Raw genomic sequence first — 17,264 nt, forward strand, 5'->3', positions numbered from 1 at the left:
TCCGCATGATCAGGCCGGAAAAGAGGTCGGGCCGGGTCGTTCGATGAGCATCAGGTGGGCTTAGCCCTGTCCGCGGACCGGTGGCGCCCTGAGCGCGCACCACCCACCCTACGCCGTGACAACGAGCCCGGCTCAGGTCAGATCGAGGACGAGCCCGGCGACGACATCCGGCTGGGCCAGGAAGGGGTGATGCCCCGTGGCCATCTCGACCACGCGGCTGGCCCGCTTGGCCTGGGCGCGCTGCGACGCCGGAGGAGTGCCGTTGTCCTGCGCGCACACGACGTAGGTGGACGGGATCTGTTTCCAAGCCGCGGCCTGGACCGGCGCGGTGATGACGGCAGCGCTCTGCCGTACCAAGCGCGCGTGCGCCTGCTCCACCGCCTCCTGGTCGCAGTCTTGCAGGAAAGTCCGCGTGGCGAGCTCGGCGCGCACGCCGAAGGTGCCGTCAGGGCCGAAGTCCAGGTGCGGCGCGGGCGTCCCGTCACCGAACGATGCCAGGCTCTCGCCCACCTCCGGGAGGAAACTTGCGATGTACACCAGATGGCGCACCTGGGGCAGCTCTATCGCCGCGGCGCTCGCCACAACACCGCCATAGCTGTGGCTGACCACGATCGTCGGCTGGTTGTCCGCCGCCAGCCGTTCGCGCACGGCCGCCACGTCGTCCTCCAGCGTCGGCCCTTTCCCGCTGGGCATGTGCCCCGTCTCCCCGCAACTCGGCAGCGGCGGAGCGGAGCTGCGGACGCCGCGCGCCTCCAGCTCGTCGGCGGCCCGGTGCCACCACCATGCCCCGTCACGTACACACGCCCCGTGAACGAACACCACCCGCACCGTGACCTCCCGGATCTTCCCTATCGATTGGGCACGATAATATGCGTAACGAGCATTACGTCAAAGGAAGGTCATGGGACGCAAGCCACAGCCCGACATCAGAAGGTCGCTCCTCGACGCCTGCACCGACCACGTCCTGGCTCGCGGCTTGCCCACCAGCCTGACCCCGCTCGCCGAAGCCGTCGGCACCACGGCGCGCATGCTGATCTACCACTTCGGCACTCGCGAACGGCTCCTACGTGAAGTGCTCGACGAGGCCCGGCGACGACAGCTCGGCTTCTTCGGAAAAGCGCTCGCGCCAAGGGACGAACCGTACGAGGAGACCCTCGCCCGAGCCTGGCGGGTGCTGAGCGGCCCTGAGGGCGCGCCCTACCTGCGCCTGTTCGGCACCGTCCACAACACGCCCGACGGGCAGGCCCTGTGGCCCGACTTCCGCAGGGCCGCGACCACCGACTGGCTCGCGGTCCTGGAACAGGGGTTGCGCGCCCACCATGGCGCGGCGGCACCCGCACTGGCCACCACCGCGCTCGCCGTTGTCCGCGGGCTCCTCATGGACACCGACGCCACCGGCGACACCGCCCGCACCGATGCGGCCTTCACCGCCTTCCTCGACCTGCTCCGCGCGCGGTGAGGCTTGCGGGCCGCCGATTTGGCCGGCATGACCTGAGTCGCTGCTGTTTCGCCGAAAGCAACGGTCACATCCGTCCGAAACGTACTCAATGGTTTCTCCATGATTTTCAAGAAACCCTACAGACGGGGGCCGAACCCGGGCGTAGCTTCGAAGCAAACTCCATCACCCGAGCTGAGGTGGCCCATGACAAGTCACAGCACAATCATGGAAGCGCGAATGTCGCTCGCCATCAGGCTAAAGGATTTGCGCACCGCCCACACCGATGGCGGCCGGCGAATGACCGGCGACCGCCTGGCCGAGGCCATGGGGTGGCGCGGACGCAAGTCCCGCATCTCGAAAATCGAGAACGGCCAGCAGGTCCCGAGCGACGACGATATCCGCGCCTGGGCCACCGCCTGCGGAGCCGAACACGAAATACCCGACCTGCTCGCCGCCGCCCGCCATATCGACACGCTCTACACCGAATGGCGCCGCCTGGAGCGGAATGGACTGGGCCAGGTCCAGGAGGCGTTCATCCCGCTGTACGAGCGCACGACCCGATTACGCGTGTGGCAGCACTCCACCGTGCCCGGCCTGCTACAGACCGAGGCGTACGCCCGCGCCCATCTGTCCACGATCATCTCTTTCCGCGGCATAACCGATGACCTGGACCGAGCCGTGGCGGCGCGCATGGCGCAGCAGCAGTCGCTCGGGGGCGTACGGCGCTTCGTGTTCGTACTCGGCGAGCAGACGCTGCGCACCCCCATGGTGAACCCCGCCGGGATGAACGCCCAGCTCGACCGGCTGGCCACCTACACCCGGGACAATCCCTACGTCAGCCTCGGCATCCTGCCGTACAGCCGCAAACCACCCGTCATGCCGCCGGAGAACTTCTGGCTGTACGACGCCACCGAGGTCCGGGTCGACGGCGTGGCCGCGCAGTTCCGGATCAAGAAACCGGACGACGTCGCCGTCTACGAAAAGGCGTTCACCGCACTGGCTGAAGTGGCCGTCTACGGGCCGCTCGCGCTGTCTTGTATCGACGCGGCTCGCCCAGATCTTTAAGAAACTTTTCGAAACTTACTTGAGCGGCCACAACGCTGATTCGTACCTTCGAGGCGGACCACTTCGCGGCGGCCGGAAGGCTCCCGGACCTCCAAACCCCGGCCGCCGCAAGCAAGCACCACCTCCGTGAGGAAGTCGCTGTGTCCCCCACCACCTCACCTGCGGACACCTCCGCACACCGGCCCGCATTACCTGTGAACATCTCCGCACGTCCAATCGCGATACCCGCGGACACCACCACACACCCACCCGCGCCACCCGCGGACAATCTCCGCGTGTCCCCCCATAGCTGGAGCACGGCAATGATCCCCCTGCTGGACCCGCCAGCCCTGACCCACCCGTGCGCCCTCATCAACCAGGGCCCGCTCGATCAGTCGGTCGGGCGAGTCGCACGCGACCACGGCACCGACGACCTGGCCGGGGCAGCGCTCCGCCCCACGGCCGAGCAAGTCGGCGCCATCGCACGAACCATGCGCACCCCCGCTCCCCCGCTCGACGCCGAACTGCGGATCTCAGACGGCAGACGCGGCCAGTGGTACTCGGGCTGCGCCGACGTCTCCGGAAATGGAGGATTACGATGACCCGGCAGCAATGGGAAGACCTCCCGGCGAGCGTGCGCGAAACGGTAGAACTCGAATGCGGCGGCTCGGTCATCAAGGCGGAGCCCGCCGGCGAAGGCACCATGCCCGGCATCTCGGCCCGGTTACAGACCGAGAATCACAGCGTGTTCATCAAGGCCGTCGAGGCATCCGGGCCCGCTGCCAAGGCACACCGTACGGAGTCCTGGACGGCGAACGTGCTGCCCGACGAGACTCCCGCACCGCACCTGCTGTGGCGAGGGCAGCAGGATGGGTGGCTGGTGGCCGTGTTCGAGTACATCAACGACAACAGCCGCCACGTCGACCTGACGCCCGGCTCCCCCGACCTGCCCGCCGTCCTGGACACGGTCTCCCTGCTCGGCGCCCTGCTCACACCCTGCCCCCGGGGAGCGGCGCCGGTCATCGACAACATCCTGCCGCTCCTTGCCAAGCACTCCCACCTGCGCGACAAGGGCATCCCGGCGGACCGCGACCTGTACGACACCGCGATCGAACGCTTCGAACCGCGCGACCTTCGCGGCAACACGCTGCTCCACTACGACCTCGGCTCGAACAACATGCTCATTTCACAAGGGCGCGTGTACGCGATCGACTGGTCGTTCTCCGCTCGGGGCGCGGCCTGGATCGACGCGGCCATGCTCGCCCCCCACCTCGTCGAAGCCGGACACACCCCAGCAGAGGTGGACGAACTGCTGTCCCGCGTACCGTCGTGGTCGTCCGCGCCGCCGGACGCGGTGATCGGGCTGGCCGCGCTGTGGACGCGATTCCGCACCTACAAGGCTCGGTACGGGCCGGAGGAGAGGCGCGAGTTCCGGGCCAGGACGGCGGGCGCGGGAAGGACATGGCTCGCGTACCGGCAATCACTGTGACGTGCTGAGCCACTCACCTGCTGAGCCGCTGACGTACCGATCCACTGACGTGCTGAGCCACCGACGTACCGAGCCACTGACATGCTGAGCCCTGTATGCGCTGAGCTGCTAATGCGCTGAGCCTTGTTACGTGCTGAGCCCGCGCCGGAGGCGCCCGCCCAGACAAGGGGCGCCCGCCGGGAGGGGGGCGAGCGCCCTTCGCCTGGGCGGGCGCCTCTTCACGAGGTTGGGGGCGACGCCGTTCGCCTTGCCCTCGTCCAGGTCAGGTGACGCAGTACTGCGTCCCATCCCGTTCCAGCGTCCGCAGAACGGCAGACTGGAACGGACCGGTGCCGGCTACGGGCCACGGGCGACCACCGCCAGTTGTCCGTCCTGGTCGATGACCGCCAGGTCGCCCGAGCGGTCGGTTCGGTAGACGCGGGCGCCGAGACGGTGCAGGAGCGCGATCGTGGACGGAGCGGGATGGCCGTAGTCGTTGTCGGCTCCTACGCTGATCAGCGCCGCGCGAGCGCCTACGGACGCGAAGAAGGCCGGGTCCAGTCGCCGCGAGCCGTGGTGCGGGACCTTGAGTATGTCCGCTCGCGGGGCGAGGCGCCGTAGCAGCGCGTCTTGAGCCTCGGTTTCGATGTCGCCGCTCAGGAGGGCCGAGCCTGCTCGCCAGCGTACGCGCGCCACGATGCTGGAGTTGTTGATCAAGCTGCCTTCCCCCTGCCCCTCGGCGTCACCCTGGGCCGGGTCGGGGGCGAGGATGGTCATCTCGGACGGGCCCAGTTGCCAGCGGCTGCCCGAGGGAGGTGTCCACTCGGGGATCCGGTGGCGGGCGAGGATGGTCGCGATGCGGTTGCTCTCCTGCGGGGCGACGCGTTGCGGGCTGACGATGACCGCGCCGACACGCCTGTTCCTGAGTACGCCGGGGAGCCCGTCCACGTGGTCGGCGTGCGGGTGGGTGAGGAGCAGCAGGGGTACGTCGCGTACGTCCAGCCTGCGCAGGCAGCGGTCCATGACGACGGGGTCCGGGCCGGTGTCGACGACGATGCCACGACCGGGACCGGCCGCCAGCACCATGCCGTCGCCCTGACCGACGTCACAGACCACCATGAGCCAGTTCGGGGGTGGCCAGGGCTTGGCCATGGGGCGAACCACGAGCGCGACCACGAGTGCCACGGCGGTCATAGTGAGGGCCGCCGTTCTCCAGGTACGACGTCTGAGCACGGGGATCATCACGGCCACGGCGACCATCAGAAGCCCGAGTCCCGGAAGACCGCCCGGCCATGGGAGCGTGGCGAGTGGCATGCTCACGGCCCACTGGGCGACCAGGATGATCCAGCCCACGGCGTACCCGGCCGGGATGACCAGCCACTGAGCTGCCTGCGGCCAGAGGGGAGCTACCAGCGCGGCGACGAACCCGAGGATGGTCGCCGGTGCCACTGCCGGGCCCGCCAGGAGGTTGGCGGGTATGGCCACCAGGGTCAGCTGGCCGGACATCAGCACGAGAACCGGCGTCACAGCGACCTGCGCCGCCGCGGACACGGCCACCGCCTCCGCCGCCCACCGAGGCAGCCGCAGACGGCGCCGACCTCGCCCGGGCGGTGAGCGAACCAGGGCAGAGGGCGGCGCCTGGGACTCGAGAACGATGTGGAGTGTGTCGGCACTGTGGAGTGCCGAGTCGCTGTGACGCCTGGCGTCGTCGGCCCGGGTGGGGGTACGGCTCTCGGCGTCGGAGTCGTCGTGGGTGGGGGTTTCTTCCGGGTCGGGGCCAATGAGGTGGGCTCGCCAGCGGGGAGCCAGGAGGAGGATTCCGGCGGTCGCGAACACGGACAGGGCGAAGCCGTACGAATGAGCCAGTTCGGGGTCGAACAGGATGAGCAGCAGGATCGACGCGGACAGGGCCGCCACGCCGTCCTTGGTTCGGCCGGTGCCCAGGGCTATGGCGGCGGTCATACCCATGAGCAGGGCTCGCAGGACGCTGGGCGAGGGTCTGGCCACCACGGCGAAGGCGAGCATCGCGATGGCGGCGAGGACGGCTCTCAGGGCGAGCGGGAGGCCGGCCAGGCGGGAGAGGGCCAGGACGACGCTTGCCACGATCGCGAGGTTCGCGCCACTTACCGCGTTCAGGTGGCTCAGGCCTGCTTCGTTGAGGTCGGCGGTGAGTTGTGGGTCCATGCGGGAGACGTCGCCCACGACCAAGCCTGGGAGGAGGCCGCGCTGGTCTGCCGGGAGTACGTCTGCGGCCGTCCGTAGACCTGCCCTGAGGGTGCCTGCCGCTGCCTGGATCCATGACGGGGAGGTGAGGACGCGTGGTGACCCTCGTACGAGGAGGACGGCGCCGATCAGGTCGCCTGGGGTTGCCGGTGCCAGGCGAGCGGCTACTTCCAGACTCTGGCTCGGGAGGAGGCTGCTCCACTCGGGGCCCTGGGCGAAGACGACGACAGGGGTGTTCACCGCGATTGCTCTGCCGGCCGCACCTCGCCGAAGCGGCGATCCTAGGCTGTCTGGAGTTTGGAGGACGGTCAGAGTGGCGGGGACGACGATGCGGTCCTGGGTGAAGCGTCCGCCTCGGTGGCGTCTGATCTTCGGATCGTCGGTGAGGGTGATCTGGGCGGTGACCTGTGCTCCACGGGTTGCCAGGTCAGCCACCGGGCCTGTGCTCACGGCGTGGACGCGCAGGGCCACTGAGGCTGAGGTCGCGGCGAGGCAGGTGAGGGTCGCGATGGCCACGTTGCGCCAGAGCCGCCGGACGGACCCCTGAACCGCTCCCGAGGAAGTGCGACCGGACACGAACCCAGTGAGTGAGCCCGCTTGGAGAACGCGGGAACGCCTGGGGAGGGTCACGAACGCGGACACGGTGGCTACGGCGGAGACGATCAGGCTCGTGGTCGGCGAGAAGTTCAGGGCGGTCAGGAGCGCGGCCACGGTGGCCACAGCGGAGACGATCAGGCTCGTGGTCGGCGAGAAGTTCAGGAGGGTGAGGGTGGCGGCCCAGGTGGCGAGGGCGGGCAGGGCCAGGGACCAGGAGTGAGGCGAGGAGGGGAGGCCGTGGGGCATGTCAGACGCGGACCTTTCCCTTGATCTCCTCGAATTTCTTCGCGCCGATGCCACTGACCTCGCGCAACTGGTCGACGCTGGTGAAGCCGCCGTGCGCGGTACGGAAGTCGGCGATGCGGGCCGCCAGGACCTCGCCCACGCCGGGGAGTTGTTCGAGTTGGTCGGGGGTGGCCGAATTGAGGTCGAGGGTCGTGGTGGCGGGGTCGGCTGAGGCGAGGCCGGGTGCGAAGCCTGGTGGGGCACCTACGACGATCTGTTCGCCGTCCACCAGGCGTCTGGCCAGGTTGACCGAGGACATGGCGGTGCTGCGGACGGGACCTCCTGCGGCCGTCACCGCGTCGGCCACCCTGGCGCCCATGGCGAGGGTGTAGAGGCCCGGCTTGCGTACTTTGCCGGTGACGTGGACGGTCACCTTGGCCGTGGGAGAAGGGGTGGCGGGTCCCGGCGGGCTGGGGGATGGGGCGGGGAGGGGTTCTGGGGTGGGTTGGGAGCGCCACGCGATCACGCCTGCCACCACCGCGGTCAGAACGGCCAGGGCTATCAGGATGCGCAGGCCCGGCCTGCCGGGGTCGAGCGAGGCGGGTGGCTTGGTGGTGACGGCCTGGCGAAAGGCCTCGAACGAGGGCGGGATCGGGGCCATCATTCGGCTCGGCCTCTGGGCCGCCTCGCGCAGGACTGGTCCTGGCCGGACGGGCGCCTCGGGAAGAGCTCGGCCGGGCTGCGGAGGCGGGTCGTGTGGGCGATGGAGTGCGCCGCCGGGCAGGCTGGGGTTGGTGAGCGACCGTAGGCGGGACTCGGCGATGGTCCGCTCGGCTGTCGCATCGTGGTTGCGCACGCCAGCGAACGTACGAGACCGGCAGGGGGTCGCAGGCGGGTGAACGAGGTTCTGGGGATAACCGAGCCACGGTAGGCGGTCCTGTGGACGAAGAAGTGGGCCGTCAGACGACCGTCTCAATCCCTGCGACGGTCCGTTGTGGCTGGTGTCCCTATGGAGGAAACCCCGTACGGGGGAACGGAAGAAACGGATACCCGGCGAACGTTCGGCGACACCGCCCTAGTCGGCCGAGGTGACCGTCAGCCCCAGCATCCCGGGACCCACATGGACCCCGACGACCGCCCCGACCTCCACCACCCGCATCTCCACCACCCCAGGCAGCCGCTTGGCCAGCCGTTCGGCCAGCCCCTCCGCCCGTCCCAGCGCCCCCAGGTGCTGTACGGCGACCCGCACCTCCGCCTTGCCCGCCGCCGCGGCAACCGCCAGGTCCTCCAGCCGACCGATGGCCCTGGTCGCGGTCCGTACCTTCTCCAGCAGCGAGACCCGCCCATCCACCAGGTGCAGTAACGGCTTGATCAGCAGTGCCGAGCCCACCAGCGAGGCCGCCGTCCCGACTCGGCCGCCTCGCCGCAGGTATTCCAGCGTGTCGGCGTAGAAGTACGTCCGGGTCCGTAAGGCGCACCGCCGGGCCGCCGCTGCCACGTCCGTCGGCGTTCCCCCGTCCGCGGCCGTACGGGCGGCGGCGAGGACGGGGTAGCCGAGGCCCATGGCGATCGAGCGGCTGTCAATGACCTCTACCGGTATCGGCGACTCCTTGGCGGCCAGCAGGGCGGCGGAGGCTGTGCCGGAAAAATCGCCGGAAAGGTGTATTGAGACCACGGCCGAAGCTCCGTCGGCCGCCAGTGACGAGTAGCACGCGGCGAAGCGCGCGGGTGCGGGTCTGGACGTCGTCGCCGACGACAGGTCACCGGTGAAGGAGTCCTCGTCGTACGAAAGACCGCCGGAAGTCACCTGTACGGGTACGACAGCGACACCAGGCACCGGAGGCAGGTAAGCGGTTGAATCCGTGACCACGAACACCGATGGCGGCATAGTCCGAGATCAACTACTGAACCGGGGTGCCACCCCGCCAGACCCGGCGCGGCTTGAGGCCGAAGGACCAGGCGAAGGCGCCCTCGTGGTCGGCATCCCACTGGACGATGTCGGCGAGGCGACCGGGAGCCAGCACGCCGCGGTCGGGCGCGCCCAGCACGGTGGCGCCGCCGAGCGTGGCCGCCCGCAGCGCGTCGTTGACGCTCATCCCGAACGCCGACACCGCCATCGCGATGACCAGGGACATCGAGGTGATGCCGCAGTAGCCGGGGTTGTGGTCGCTGCCGAGCGCGATCTGCACACCGTGCTTGATCATCTGGCGGACCGGCGGCAGGTGGCCGCGCTGGAGTGCCGTCGCGGGGCAGACCACGGCGGGCACGCCGTAGCGGGACATGATCGCGATGTCCTCTTCGGACATGTGGTGCAGCCCGTCGGCGGAGGCGCAGCCGAGCTCGGCGGCCAGTTGAACGGCGCCGCGGCGGCTGTAGAGGCCGGCGTGGATGCGCGGCAGCAGGCCGACGTTGCGGCCCGAGGCGAGCACCCAGCGGGACTCCTCGGTGGTGAAGTGGCCCTCGTCGCAGTAGACGTCCACGCTGTCAGCGCCGGCGGCGGCCGCGTCGGCGCACCAGGCGCCCACGGCCTCGACGTATTCGCGCTGCCGGCCGAAGTATTCCGGCGGCACCACCTGTGCCGCGAGGAAGGTGACGTGCACCCGCGGCATCATCGGCTCCTTCTCCAGCTCGCGCAGGAGCCGCACGTCGGCGAGCTCGCCGTCGCGGGTGAGGTGGTAGCCGGTCTTGGCCTCGACGGTCGTGGTGCCGCTGAGCAGCCAGCCGCGCAGCCGCTCGCGGACGCCGTTGCACAGGGTCCACGGGTCGGTGCCGCGGGTCACGGTGACGGTCGAGCCCACGCCGCCGCCCGCCGCGGTGATCGCCGAGGAGGTGGACCCGCCGGTGCGGATCGCCAGCTCGGCGTAGCGGTTGCCCGCGTAGACGGGGTGGGTGTGCGCGTCGATGAGGCCGGGCGTGACGAGCGCGCCGCCCAGGTTTTCGACGTGGTCCACGTCGACGATGTCGTCGACAACGCCGGGCACGCTCTGCGGCAGATCGGGCGCTCGCCCGACCCACGCGATCCGGTCGTTGTGCACAAGGATGGCCGCGTTGCTGAGGACCTCGTTGCCGGTCCAGAGGCGGCCGATGTTGGTCAGGAGCCGAACGGTCACCGCATCACCGCCCCGCGGGATCCCCCAGCTGAGCACAGTGCCCAGCAGCGCACGGCTGCCGCCGCGCCCACTGAGTCGGCTCCGGGTCCGGACGACATGGGGGGTCTCCTGATCTCATCCGCGTATGGCTGTGCGGTGACCGTATCGCCAGACTCATGATCCGGCGATTTCAGTTCAGTTACGTTATTTCACAGGTGGGCTTGCTGTACAGGGTTATTCGGAAAGAAGCCCACTCATCCCAACCGCCACTCAGCCCCATCGATCCCCTGTGGCCCCCGCACGCGACCTGACTCGCAGCAGCGATCATCTGAAACCCGTGCCATTAGTGTCGTAAGACTCGGCTTATCCTAGCAATCCCAGCGTTCAGGGACCACTGCCGCCTTTGGGCAGCTCCGCAGTGATTTTGGGGGTTCTGGCCCCCCGCAACCACCAAGAGCTGCCCGATACGACCGCTAGGAGACGCGTTCGACCGGCTTGCCGGCCCGCTCCAGCTCCTGGAACAGACTCGGGAGCACGCGCGCGTGCAGGACCGTGCCCTCCGCGACGTGGTCCACCGAGAGCACCTCGCCCTCCTTGTGGGCCCGCGAGATCAGGTCACCCCGGTCGTACGGCACGAGCAGCATGACCTCGTGGTCGAGCCTGGGCAGCTCGCGCTCGATGAGCGCCATCAGCTCGGCGATGCCGGCACCGGTGCGCGCCGAGACCACGATGCTGTCGCGCTCTCGCCTGGCGATGCGGTCCAGCACCTCCTGGTCGGCGGCATCGGCCTTGTTGATCACTACGATCTCGGGAATGTCCAAGGCGCCCTCGATGTCCGCGAAGACCTCGCGCACGGCGGCGAGCTGGCCCTCGGGGTCGGGGTGAGCGCCGTCGACCACGTGCAGGATCAGGTCGGCGTCGGCCACCTCCTCCAGCGTGGAGCGGAACGCCTCGACCAGCTGGTGCGGCAGGTGGCGCACGAAGCCGACCGTGTCGGCGATCGTGAACAGCCTGCCGTCGGGCGTGTGCGCCCGGCGTACGGTCGGATCCAGGGTGGCGAACAGGGCGTCCTCCACCAGCACACCGGCGCCGGTGACGCGGTTGAGCAGCGAGGACTTGCCGGCGTTGGTGTAACCCGCGATCGCGACGGCCGGGACCTCCCGGCGACTGCGCCGGTGGCGCATGGTGTCACGCGAGGTGGACATGCCGCTGATCTGGCGACGCAGCTTGGCCATGCGCTCGCGGATGCGGCGCCGGTCGAGCTCGATCTTGGTCTCACCGGGGCCACGGCCGCCGATGCCGACGCCGCCCGCGGCGCGTCCGCCGACCTGCCGGGACAGGTTGCCACCCCAGCCACGCAGGCGGGGCAGCAGGTAGCTGAGCTGGGCCAGTTCGACCTGAGCCTTGCCCTCACGGCTCTTGGCGTGCTGCGCGAAGATGTCGAGGATCAGCGCGGTGCGGTCGATGACCTTCACCTTGACCGTCTCCTCCAGCTGGCGGAGCTGGCCAGGGGCGAGCTCGCCGTCGCAGATCACGGTGTCGGCGCCGGTCGACTCGACCACGTCGCGGAGCTCGAGCGCCTTGCCCGATCCGATGTACGTGGCGGGGTCGGGCTTCTGGCGGCGCTGGATGAGGCCCTCGAGGACCTCCGAACCGGCCGTTTCGGCCAGGAGCTTCAGCTCAAGAAGGGAGTTTTCAGCGTCCTCCGCCGTGCCTGAGGTCCAGACGCCGACCAGGACGACCCGTTCGAGCCGCAGCTGCCGGTATTCGACCTCGGAGACATCCTGGAGTTCGGTGGAGAGGCCCGCCACGCGGCGCAGTGCCTGGCGCTCCTCAAGGTCCATCTCGCCGGTCTCGAACTCGTCAAGCGCGGAGTATTCGTGCATTCGTGTCATCTCTAATAGGCAACGTCTGAACACCGGAGTGTCTTCCCCGATGGTGACATGACATCCCTCATGCCATCACCTGGTTATCCCGGCAACACGCTTATGTCTCCCGAGCCCGTGGTCAGCGAGACCTTGTGCGGAGAAGCCGGGTCCTTGTCGACCGAGACCTGCACGTCGCCCGATCCGACCTGGGTCTTCACATCATAGGCACCGGCCGGAACCCGCAGGGTGGCGTCGCCGGAGCCGCTCTGCAGTTCGACGCTGTCGGGCACGACGGCGAACTTCAGGTCGATGCTCCCGGAGCCGGCCTCGGCGTAGATCTTCTTGGTCCCGAGACCGCTGGCGTCCACGTCCCCCGAGCCGGCGTTGGCCTCGATCTGCCCGGTCAGCTGCCTCATGGTGAGGTCGCCCGAGCCCGCGTCGGCGTCGATCTGAAGGCCCTTGGGGACCTCGATCTTGTAGTCGACGCTGCAGCTGTCCCAGCCCTTGGGGCAGCTGTAGAACACGGAGAGCGTGTCGCCGTCGACCTTGTGCTCGGCCTTCGGCTTCTCGTTGCGCCACTGGAGGGTCTCGGTGACCCGCACTGCGGCGCCGTCGTACTCGGTGAGCACGGTGTCGCCCGAGCCGCTCTTGAGCTGCAGCTTGGCGATCTTGTCCGTGACCTGGTACGTGACGGTGTCCTGGTTGGTCGGGCCGGCCAGGTCCTTCAGCCCGCAGCCCGTCAGCAGTAATGCCGAGGCGAGGAGGCCACCCGCGATCACGATCGTCTTCATGAGACAGATCCTCGCGTCCACAGGGGATGCCGTACATCGGGGTTTCCCCCTGACCCTCCCCCAGGGGACCCCCACCTTGAACCGGGGACCACCCATGAAGTAGCTTCACTTCCATAATCCAGAACCAATTTTCCACATCATGGAAGAAGGGGCGCATGGAGATCACCGGCCCGATGCTCGACCGCTTCGACGAGGTCCTCACGCCGGAGGCGCTCGCCTTCGTGGAGAGCCTGCAGCGGGAGTTCGACGCGACCCGCCAGGAGTTGCTGGAAGCCCGGCGCGTACGGCAGGCGGAGCTGTCGGCGGGCGGCCGGCTCGACTTCCTGCCGGAGACCAAGGGGGTCAGGGAGAGCGACTGGAGCGTCGCGCCGCCGGCCCCGGGGCTGGAGGACCGCCGGGTCGAGATCACCGGCCCGGTCGACCGCAAGATGACGATCAACGCGCTCAACTCGGGGGCCAAGGTCTGGCTCGCCGACTTCGAGGACGCCAACTCCCCGCTCTGGGCCAACTGCGTCAGCGGCCACCTCAACCTGCGCGCCGCGCTCGACCGGACGATCGACTTCGAGACCGGCGGCAAGACGTACGCGCTCAAGCCCGACGCCGAGCTGGCCACGATCGTGGTCCGGCCGCGCGGCTGGCATCTCGACGAGAAGCACGCCCTGGTGGACGGGCGGCCGGTGTCGGCCTCGCTGTTCGACTTCGGGCTCTACTTCTTCCACTGCGCCCAGCCGCAGCTGGACAAGGGGCGCGGCCCGTACTTCTACTTGCCGAAGATGGAGTCGCACCTGGAGGCGCGGCTCTGGAACCAGGTGTTCGTCCGCGCCCAGGACCTGCTGGGGATCCCCCAGGGGACGATCAGGGCGACCGTGCTGATCGAGACGTACCCGGCGGCGTTCGAGATGGAGGAGATCCTCTACGAGCTGCGCGACCACTCGGCCGGGCTCAACGCGGGCCGCTGGGACTACCTGTTCAGCGTGATCAAGAAGTTCCGCACCCGGGGCCGGGAGTTCCTGCTGCCCGAGCGCAACGCGGTCACCATGACCGCGCCGTTCATGCGCGCTTACACCGAGTTGCTCGTCCGGACCTGCCACAAGCGGGGCGCGCACGCGATCGGGGGGATGGCGGCGTTCATCCCCTCGCGGCGTGACGCCGAGGTCAACGCGACGGCGCTGGAGAAGGTGCGGGCCGACAAGACGCGCGAGTCGGGCGACGGCTTCGACGGCTCCTGGGTCGCGCACCCCGACCTGGTGCCGATCTGCCGCGAGGTGTTCGACGGCGTGCTGGGCTCGCGGCCCAACCAGCTCGACAGGACGCGCGAGGAGGTCTCGGTCTCGGCCGCCGATCTGCTGTCGGTCTCCGAGACGCCGGGTGACATCACCGAGGCCGGGCTGCGCGGCAACGTGGACGTGGCGCTGCGCTACCTGGCCGCCTGGATGGGCGGGCTCGGCGCGGTGGCGATCCACAACCTCATGGAGGACGCGGCCACGGCGGAGATCTCCCGCTCGCAGATCTGGCAGTGGATCCACAACGACATCACGCTGGCCGACACGGGCGCGACGGTGACGAAGGAGCTGGTCGAGCGGATCATCGCGGAGGAGCTGGCGAAGATCGCGGCCGAGCCGGGTTACGACGAGCTGCTGTACGCGCAGGCCACGGCGCTGTTCAAGGAGGTCGCGCTGGACGACGACTTCGCCGAGTTCCTGACGCTGCCCGCGTATGCCCGCATGCCGTAATCACGAAATTTCCGGATATATCCGGCGGGTCGCCGCCGGATATATCCGGAAAGGTAGTGCGATTGACCGGGTATGACCAAGGATGGCCGAGAGCCGGGTAGGACCAAGGATGGCCGACAGAAGGGGGGCGTCATGGTCGACAAGCCGCTCGACGAGCTGACGGCCGCGCTGCGCGCGCTGCTGCCCGCCGACTCGGTGATCACGGACCCGGTACGCCTGCGCACCTACGAGTGCGACGGCCTGACCTACCACCGAGCCACCCCGGGCGTCGTCGTACTGCCCGAGACGGCCGAGCAGATCTCCGGGGTGGTCCGCGCCTGCAACGACTTCGGGGTCCCGTTCGTGGCCCGCGGCTCCGGCACCGGCCTGTCCGGCGGGGCGCTCCCCCGCCAGGACGGCGTGCTGATCGTCACCTCCAAGATGCGCCGCGTCCTGGAGATCGACCTGCCCAACCGCCGGGCCGTCGTCGAGCCGGGCGTCACCAACCTGGCGATCACCGAGGCGGTCCGCGACCAGGGCTATTACTACGCCCCCGATCCCTCCAGCCAGCAGGTCTGCTCGATCGGCGGCAACGTGGCGGAGAACTCCGGCGGCGCCCACTGCCTCAAATACGGCTTCACGGTCAACCACATCGAAGCCTGCGAGATCGTCACCCCCGACGGCGACCTGGTGACCCTCGACCGGATGGACCCCGGCTACGACCTGCTCGGCGCGTTCATCGGCTCGGAGGGCACGCTGGGCATCGCCACCAAGATCACGGTACGGCTGAGCCGCGCCCCGGAGGCCGTCACCACGGTGCTGGCCGCGTTCGAGAGCATCGAGCAGGGCGGGCAGGCGGTGTCGGCCATCGTCGGCGCCGGCATCGTGCCCGCGGCGATCGAGATGATGGACGCGCTGGCCATCGAGGCGGCCGAGGCGGCGGTGGCCTGCTCCTATCCCGAGGGCGCGGGCGCGGTGCTGATCGTGGAGCTCGACGGGCCGGAGCGGGAGGTCGTCCGGCAGTTCGCCCGGCTGCAGGAGATCTGCTCGGGGGCGTTCGAGCTGCGCACGGCCGACGATCCGGCCGAGCGGGCGGCGATCTGGAAGGGCCGCAAGTCGGCGTTCGCGGCCGTCGGCCGCATCAGCCCCGCCTACATCGTGCAGGACGGCGTGGTGCCCCGCACCTCGCTGCCGAAGGTGCTGGCCGCCATCGACCGGCTGTCGGAGGAGTACGGGATCAGGGTGGCCAACGTCTTCCACGCGGGCGACGGCAACCTGCACCCGCTGGTGCTGTTCGACGACGCGGAGCCGGGGGCGGGCGAACGGGCCGAGACGGTCTCGGGTGCCATCCTCGACTTGTGCATCGAGCACGGCGGGTCGATCACCGGTGAGCACGGGGTGGGCGTGGACAAGGCGAAGTACATGCCGAGGATGTTCTCCGCGGACGATCTCGACACCATGCAGCTCGTCCGCTGCGCCTTCGACCCGAAGGGCCTGTCGAATCCGGGCAAGGTGTTCCCCACGCCGCGGCTGTGCGGGGAGGTGCCGGGGGTGCGCAAGGGCGTCCACCCCCTGGTCGCCTCGGGGCAGGCGGAGCAGTTCTGATGGACGGGCTGGAGAAGACCGGCGTGACGGTCAGGGAGGCCGGGCCGGACGACGTCGTGGGCGGCGTGCGAGCGGATGTGGTGGCCCTGCCCGAGTCGGTCGAGGAGATCTCGGCCGTGCTGCGCGCCTGCACCGGGGCCGGCCTGGCGGTCGTGCCCGTGGGCGGCGGCACCAAGCTGCACTGGGGCCACCCGCCCGAGCGGTGTGACGTCCTGCTCGACCTGTGCTGCCTGAACGAGGTCGTCGAGCACGCCGCGGGCGACCTCGTGGTCAAGACCCAGGCCGGGGTGACGATGGACGCGCTGGCCGACGCGCTCGCCGAGCAGGGGCAGGAGCTGGCGCTGGACGTGCCGTTCGCCGAAGGCGCCACGGTCGGCGGCACGCTGGCCGCCGCGACGGCCGGGCCGCGCGCCTTCCGCTACGGTACGGCCCGCGACCTGCTCATCGGCATCACCGTCGTACTGCCGGACGGGACCGTGGCCAAGTCGGGCGGCCGGGTGGTCAAGAACGTCGCGGGCTACGACCTGGGCAAACTGTTCACCGGCTCGTACGGCACCCTGGGCGTCATCGCCGAAGCCACGTTCCGGCTGCACCCGCTGCCCGCCGACCGCCGCTATGTCGTGACCGAGCTCGCCCAGCGGCACGTTCAGGAGGTGACCGCGATGCTGGCCGCCGCACAGGCCGAGCCGAGCGCGGTCGAGCTCGACTGGCCCGGCGGGGACGCGCCGATCACGCTGGCCGTGCTGGTCGAGGGCTCGGCCGCCGGGCAACGGGCCGAGGCGCTGCGCGAGGCCATCGGCGCGGGCGCCGTCACGGACGAGGCACCCGCCTGGTGGGGTCTGATCAGCGACGACGAGCTCCTGATCGAGTTGCGGTTCCCGCCCGCGCGGACGAGCGACGTCCTGGCGGAGGTACGCGACACCGGGCTCTCGCTCCGCGGCTCGCCCGTCGCGGGCCGGGTCTGGCTCCAGCCCACGGCTGAACCGCCTGCGGACTTCGCGGGTGTCGTGTCCGGCCTGCGGGAGCGCTTGACGCCGCTGGGCGGCCGGGTGACCGTGCTGGCCGCGCCGTACGAGAGCGTGGACCGCTGGGGGCCGGTGAGCGCGCTGCCGCTGATGCGGCGGGTCAAGGAGCGGTTCGACCCGGAGCGCCGGATGTCTCCCGGCCGGTTCATCGGCGGCATCTGAGTGAGCGGTAACCAGGA

The 17,264-nt window shown here is 69.7% G+C and carries 14 protein-coding genes; 7 read left to right on the plus strand and 7 right to left on the minus strand.

All coding sequences use genetic code 11. The features are described 5' to 3' along the window. Window positions 1-132: 132 nt before the first annotated feature. Window positions 133-828 carry an alpha/beta hydrolase gene (locus AB0L53_RS40535; RefSeq protein WP_364006141.1) on the minus strand — a complete coding sequence of 232 codons (696 nt, stop codon included), beginning with the start codon at window positions 826-828 and terminating at the stop codon, window positions 133-135. 73 nt (window positions 829-901) lie between these two features. Between AB0L53_RS40535 and AB0L53_RS40540 the strand changes: the two genes are divergently transcribed. The 4 genes from AB0L53_RS40540 (at window position 902) to AB0L53_RS40555 (ending at window position 3,971) form a co-directional block, all read left to right on the plus strand. After that, window positions 902-1,459, plus strand: a complete 558-nt coding sequence (locus AB0L53_RS40540) for a hypothetical protein (RefSeq protein ID WP_364006144.1) — start codon at window positions 902-904, stop codon at window positions 1,457-1,459. A gap of 216 nt (window positions 1,460-1,675) precedes the next feature. Continuing rightward, window positions 1,676-2,503 carry a helix-turn-helix transcriptional regulator gene (locus AB0L53_RS40545; protein ID WP_358436026.1) on the plus strand — a complete coding sequence of 276 codons (828 nt, stop codon included), beginning with the start codon at window positions 1,676-1,678 and terminating at the stop codon, window positions 2,501-2,503. A gap of 302 nt (window positions 2,504-2,805) precedes the next feature. Beyond that, the gene (locus AB0L53_RS40550) at window positions 2,806-3,084 is read left to right on the plus strand and encodes a hypothetical protein (protein WP_364006146.1); all 279 of its coding nucleotides are present in this window, start codon (window positions 2,806-2,808) and stop codon (window positions 3,082-3,084) included. Further along, complete coding sequence (locus AB0L53_RS40555) at window positions 3,081-3,971, plus strand: hypothetical protein (RefSeq protein WP_364006149.1); 891 nt, start codon at window positions 3,081-3,083, stop codon at window positions 3,969-3,971. The genes AB0L53_RS40550 and AB0L53_RS40555 overlap by 4 nt, the downstream gene beginning before the upstream one ends. A 336-nt stretch (window positions 3,972-4,307) precedes the next feature. On the opposite strand, the gene AB0L53_RS40560 is transcribed toward AB0L53_RS40555, so the two are convergent. The 6 genes from AB0L53_RS40560 to AB0L53_RS40585 all read right to left on the minus strand — a co-directional run bounded on the left by AB0L53_RS40560 (window position 4,308) and on the right by AB0L53_RS40585 (window position 12,743). Further along, window positions 4,308-7,016: a ComEC/Rec2 family competence protein gene (locus tag AB0L53_RS40560; RefSeq protein WP_364006152.1), complete on the minus strand. Its 2,709-nt coding sequence runs from the start codon at window positions 7,014-7,016 to the stop codon at window positions 4,308-4,310. A gap of 1 nt (window position 7,017) precedes the next feature. Next, window positions 7,018-7,851, minus strand: coding sequence for a ComEA family DNA-binding protein (locus tag AB0L53_RS40565; RefSeq protein ID WP_364006155.1), 834 nt, complete (start codon window positions 7,849-7,851; stop codon window positions 7,018-7,020). Window positions 7,852-8,070: 219 nt separating this feature from the next. Further along, complete coding sequence (locus tag AB0L53_RS40570; protein WP_364006158.1) at window positions 8,071-8,883, minus strand: DegV family protein; 813 nt, start codon at window positions 8,881-8,883, stop codon at window positions 8,071-8,073. Between the two features lie 13 nt (window positions 8,884-8,896). Further along, window positions 8,897-10,105 (minus strand): amidohydrolase family protein, encoded by a 1,209-nt coding sequence (locus tag AB0L53_RS40575; protein WP_225290705.1) that lies wholly within the window; start codon window positions 10,103-10,105, stop codon window positions 8,897-8,899. A 452-nt stretch (window positions 10,106-10,557) separates the two neighbouring features. After that, complete coding sequence (gene hflX, locus AB0L53_RS40580; RefSeq protein ID WP_364006433.1) at window positions 10,558-11,970, minus strand: GTPase HflX; 1,413 nt, start codon at window positions 11,968-11,970, stop codon at window positions 10,558-10,560. An 83-nt stretch (window positions 11,971-12,053) separates the two neighbouring features. Continuing rightward, complete coding sequence (locus AB0L53_RS40585) at window positions 12,054-12,743, minus strand: DUF4097 family beta strand repeat-containing protein (RefSeq protein ID WP_364006161.1); 690 nt, start codon at window positions 12,741-12,743, stop codon at window positions 12,054-12,056. A 155-nt stretch (window positions 12,744-12,898) separates the two neighbouring features. Here AB0L53_RS40585 and aceB point away from each other — a divergent pair, with 155 nt between their 5' ends. The 3 genes from aceB (at window position 12,899) to AB0L53_RS40600 (ending at window position 17,247) form a co-directional block, all read left to right on the plus strand. After that, a complete protein-coding gene (aceB, locus tag AB0L53_RS40590) occupies window positions 12,899-14,476 on the plus strand; it encodes a malate synthase A (RefSeq protein WP_364006164.1) in 1,578 nt (525 codons plus the stop codon). 132 nt (window positions 14,477-14,608) lie between these two features. Then, entirely contained in the window at window positions 14,609-16,060 is a 1,452-nt protein-coding gene (locus AB0L53_RS40595) for an FAD-linked oxidase C-terminal domain-containing protein (RefSeq protein WP_364006167.1), read from the plus strand. Next, entirely contained in the window at window positions 16,060-17,247 is a 1,188-nt protein-coding gene (locus AB0L53_RS40600) for an FAD-binding oxidoreductase (protein ID WP_364006169.1), read from the plus strand. The genes AB0L53_RS40595 and AB0L53_RS40600 overlap by 1 nt, the downstream gene beginning before the upstream one ends. The last annotated feature ends 17 nt before the right edge of the window (window positions 17,248-17,264 follow it).

Source organism: Nonomuraea sp. NPDC052129 (assembly GCF_040680095.1).
Lineage (GTDB): Bacteria > Actinomycetota > Actinomycetes > Streptosporangiales > Streptosporangiaceae > Nonomuraea.

Bases quoted from the DNA above. Each gene is read 5' to 3' on its own strand.
- AB0L53_RS40540 (WP_364006144.1), top strand. From the start codon at position 902: ATGGGACGCAAGCCACAGCCCGACATCAGAAGGTCGCTCCTCGACGCC.
- AB0L53_RS40545 (WP_358436026.1), top strand. From the start codon at position 1,676: ATGTCGCTCGCCATCAGGCTAAAGGATTTGCGCACCGCCCACACCGAT.
- AB0L53_RS40550 (WP_364006146.1), top strand. From the start codon at position 2,806: ATGATCCCCCTGCTGGACCCGCCAGCCCTGACCCACCCGTGCGCCCTC.
- AB0L53_RS40555 (WP_364006149.1), top strand. From the start codon at position 3,081: ATGACCCGGCAGCAATGGGAAGACCTCCCGGCGAGCGTGCGCGAAACG.
- AB0L53_RS40560 (WP_364006152.1), bottom strand. From the start codon at position 7,016: ATGCCCCACGGCCTCCCCTCCTCGCCTCACTCCTGGTCCCTGGCCCTG.
- AB0L53_RS40570 (WP_364006158.1), bottom strand. From the start codon at position 8,883: ATGCCGCCATCGGTGTTCGTGGTCACGGATTCAACCGCTTACCTGCCT.
- hflX (WP_364006433.1), bottom strand. From the start codon at position 11,970: ATGCACGAATACTCCGCGCTTGACGAGTTCGAGACCGGCGAGATGGAC.
- AB0L53_RS40585 (WP_364006161.1), bottom strand. From the start codon at position 12,743: ATGAAGACGATCGTGATCGCGGGTGGCCTCCTCGCCTCGGCATTACTG.
- aceB (WP_364006164.1), top strand. From the start codon at position 12,899: ATGGAGATCACCGGCCCGATGCTCGACCGCTTCGACGAGGTCCTCACG.
- AB0L53_RS40595 (WP_364006167.1), top strand. From the start codon at position 14,609: ATGGTCGACAAGCCGCTCGACGAGCTGACGGCCGCGCTGCGCGCGCTG.
- AB0L53_RS40600 (WP_364006169.1), top strand. From the start codon at position 16,060: ATGGACGGGCTGGAGAAGACCGGCGTGACGGTCAGGGAGGCCGGGCCG.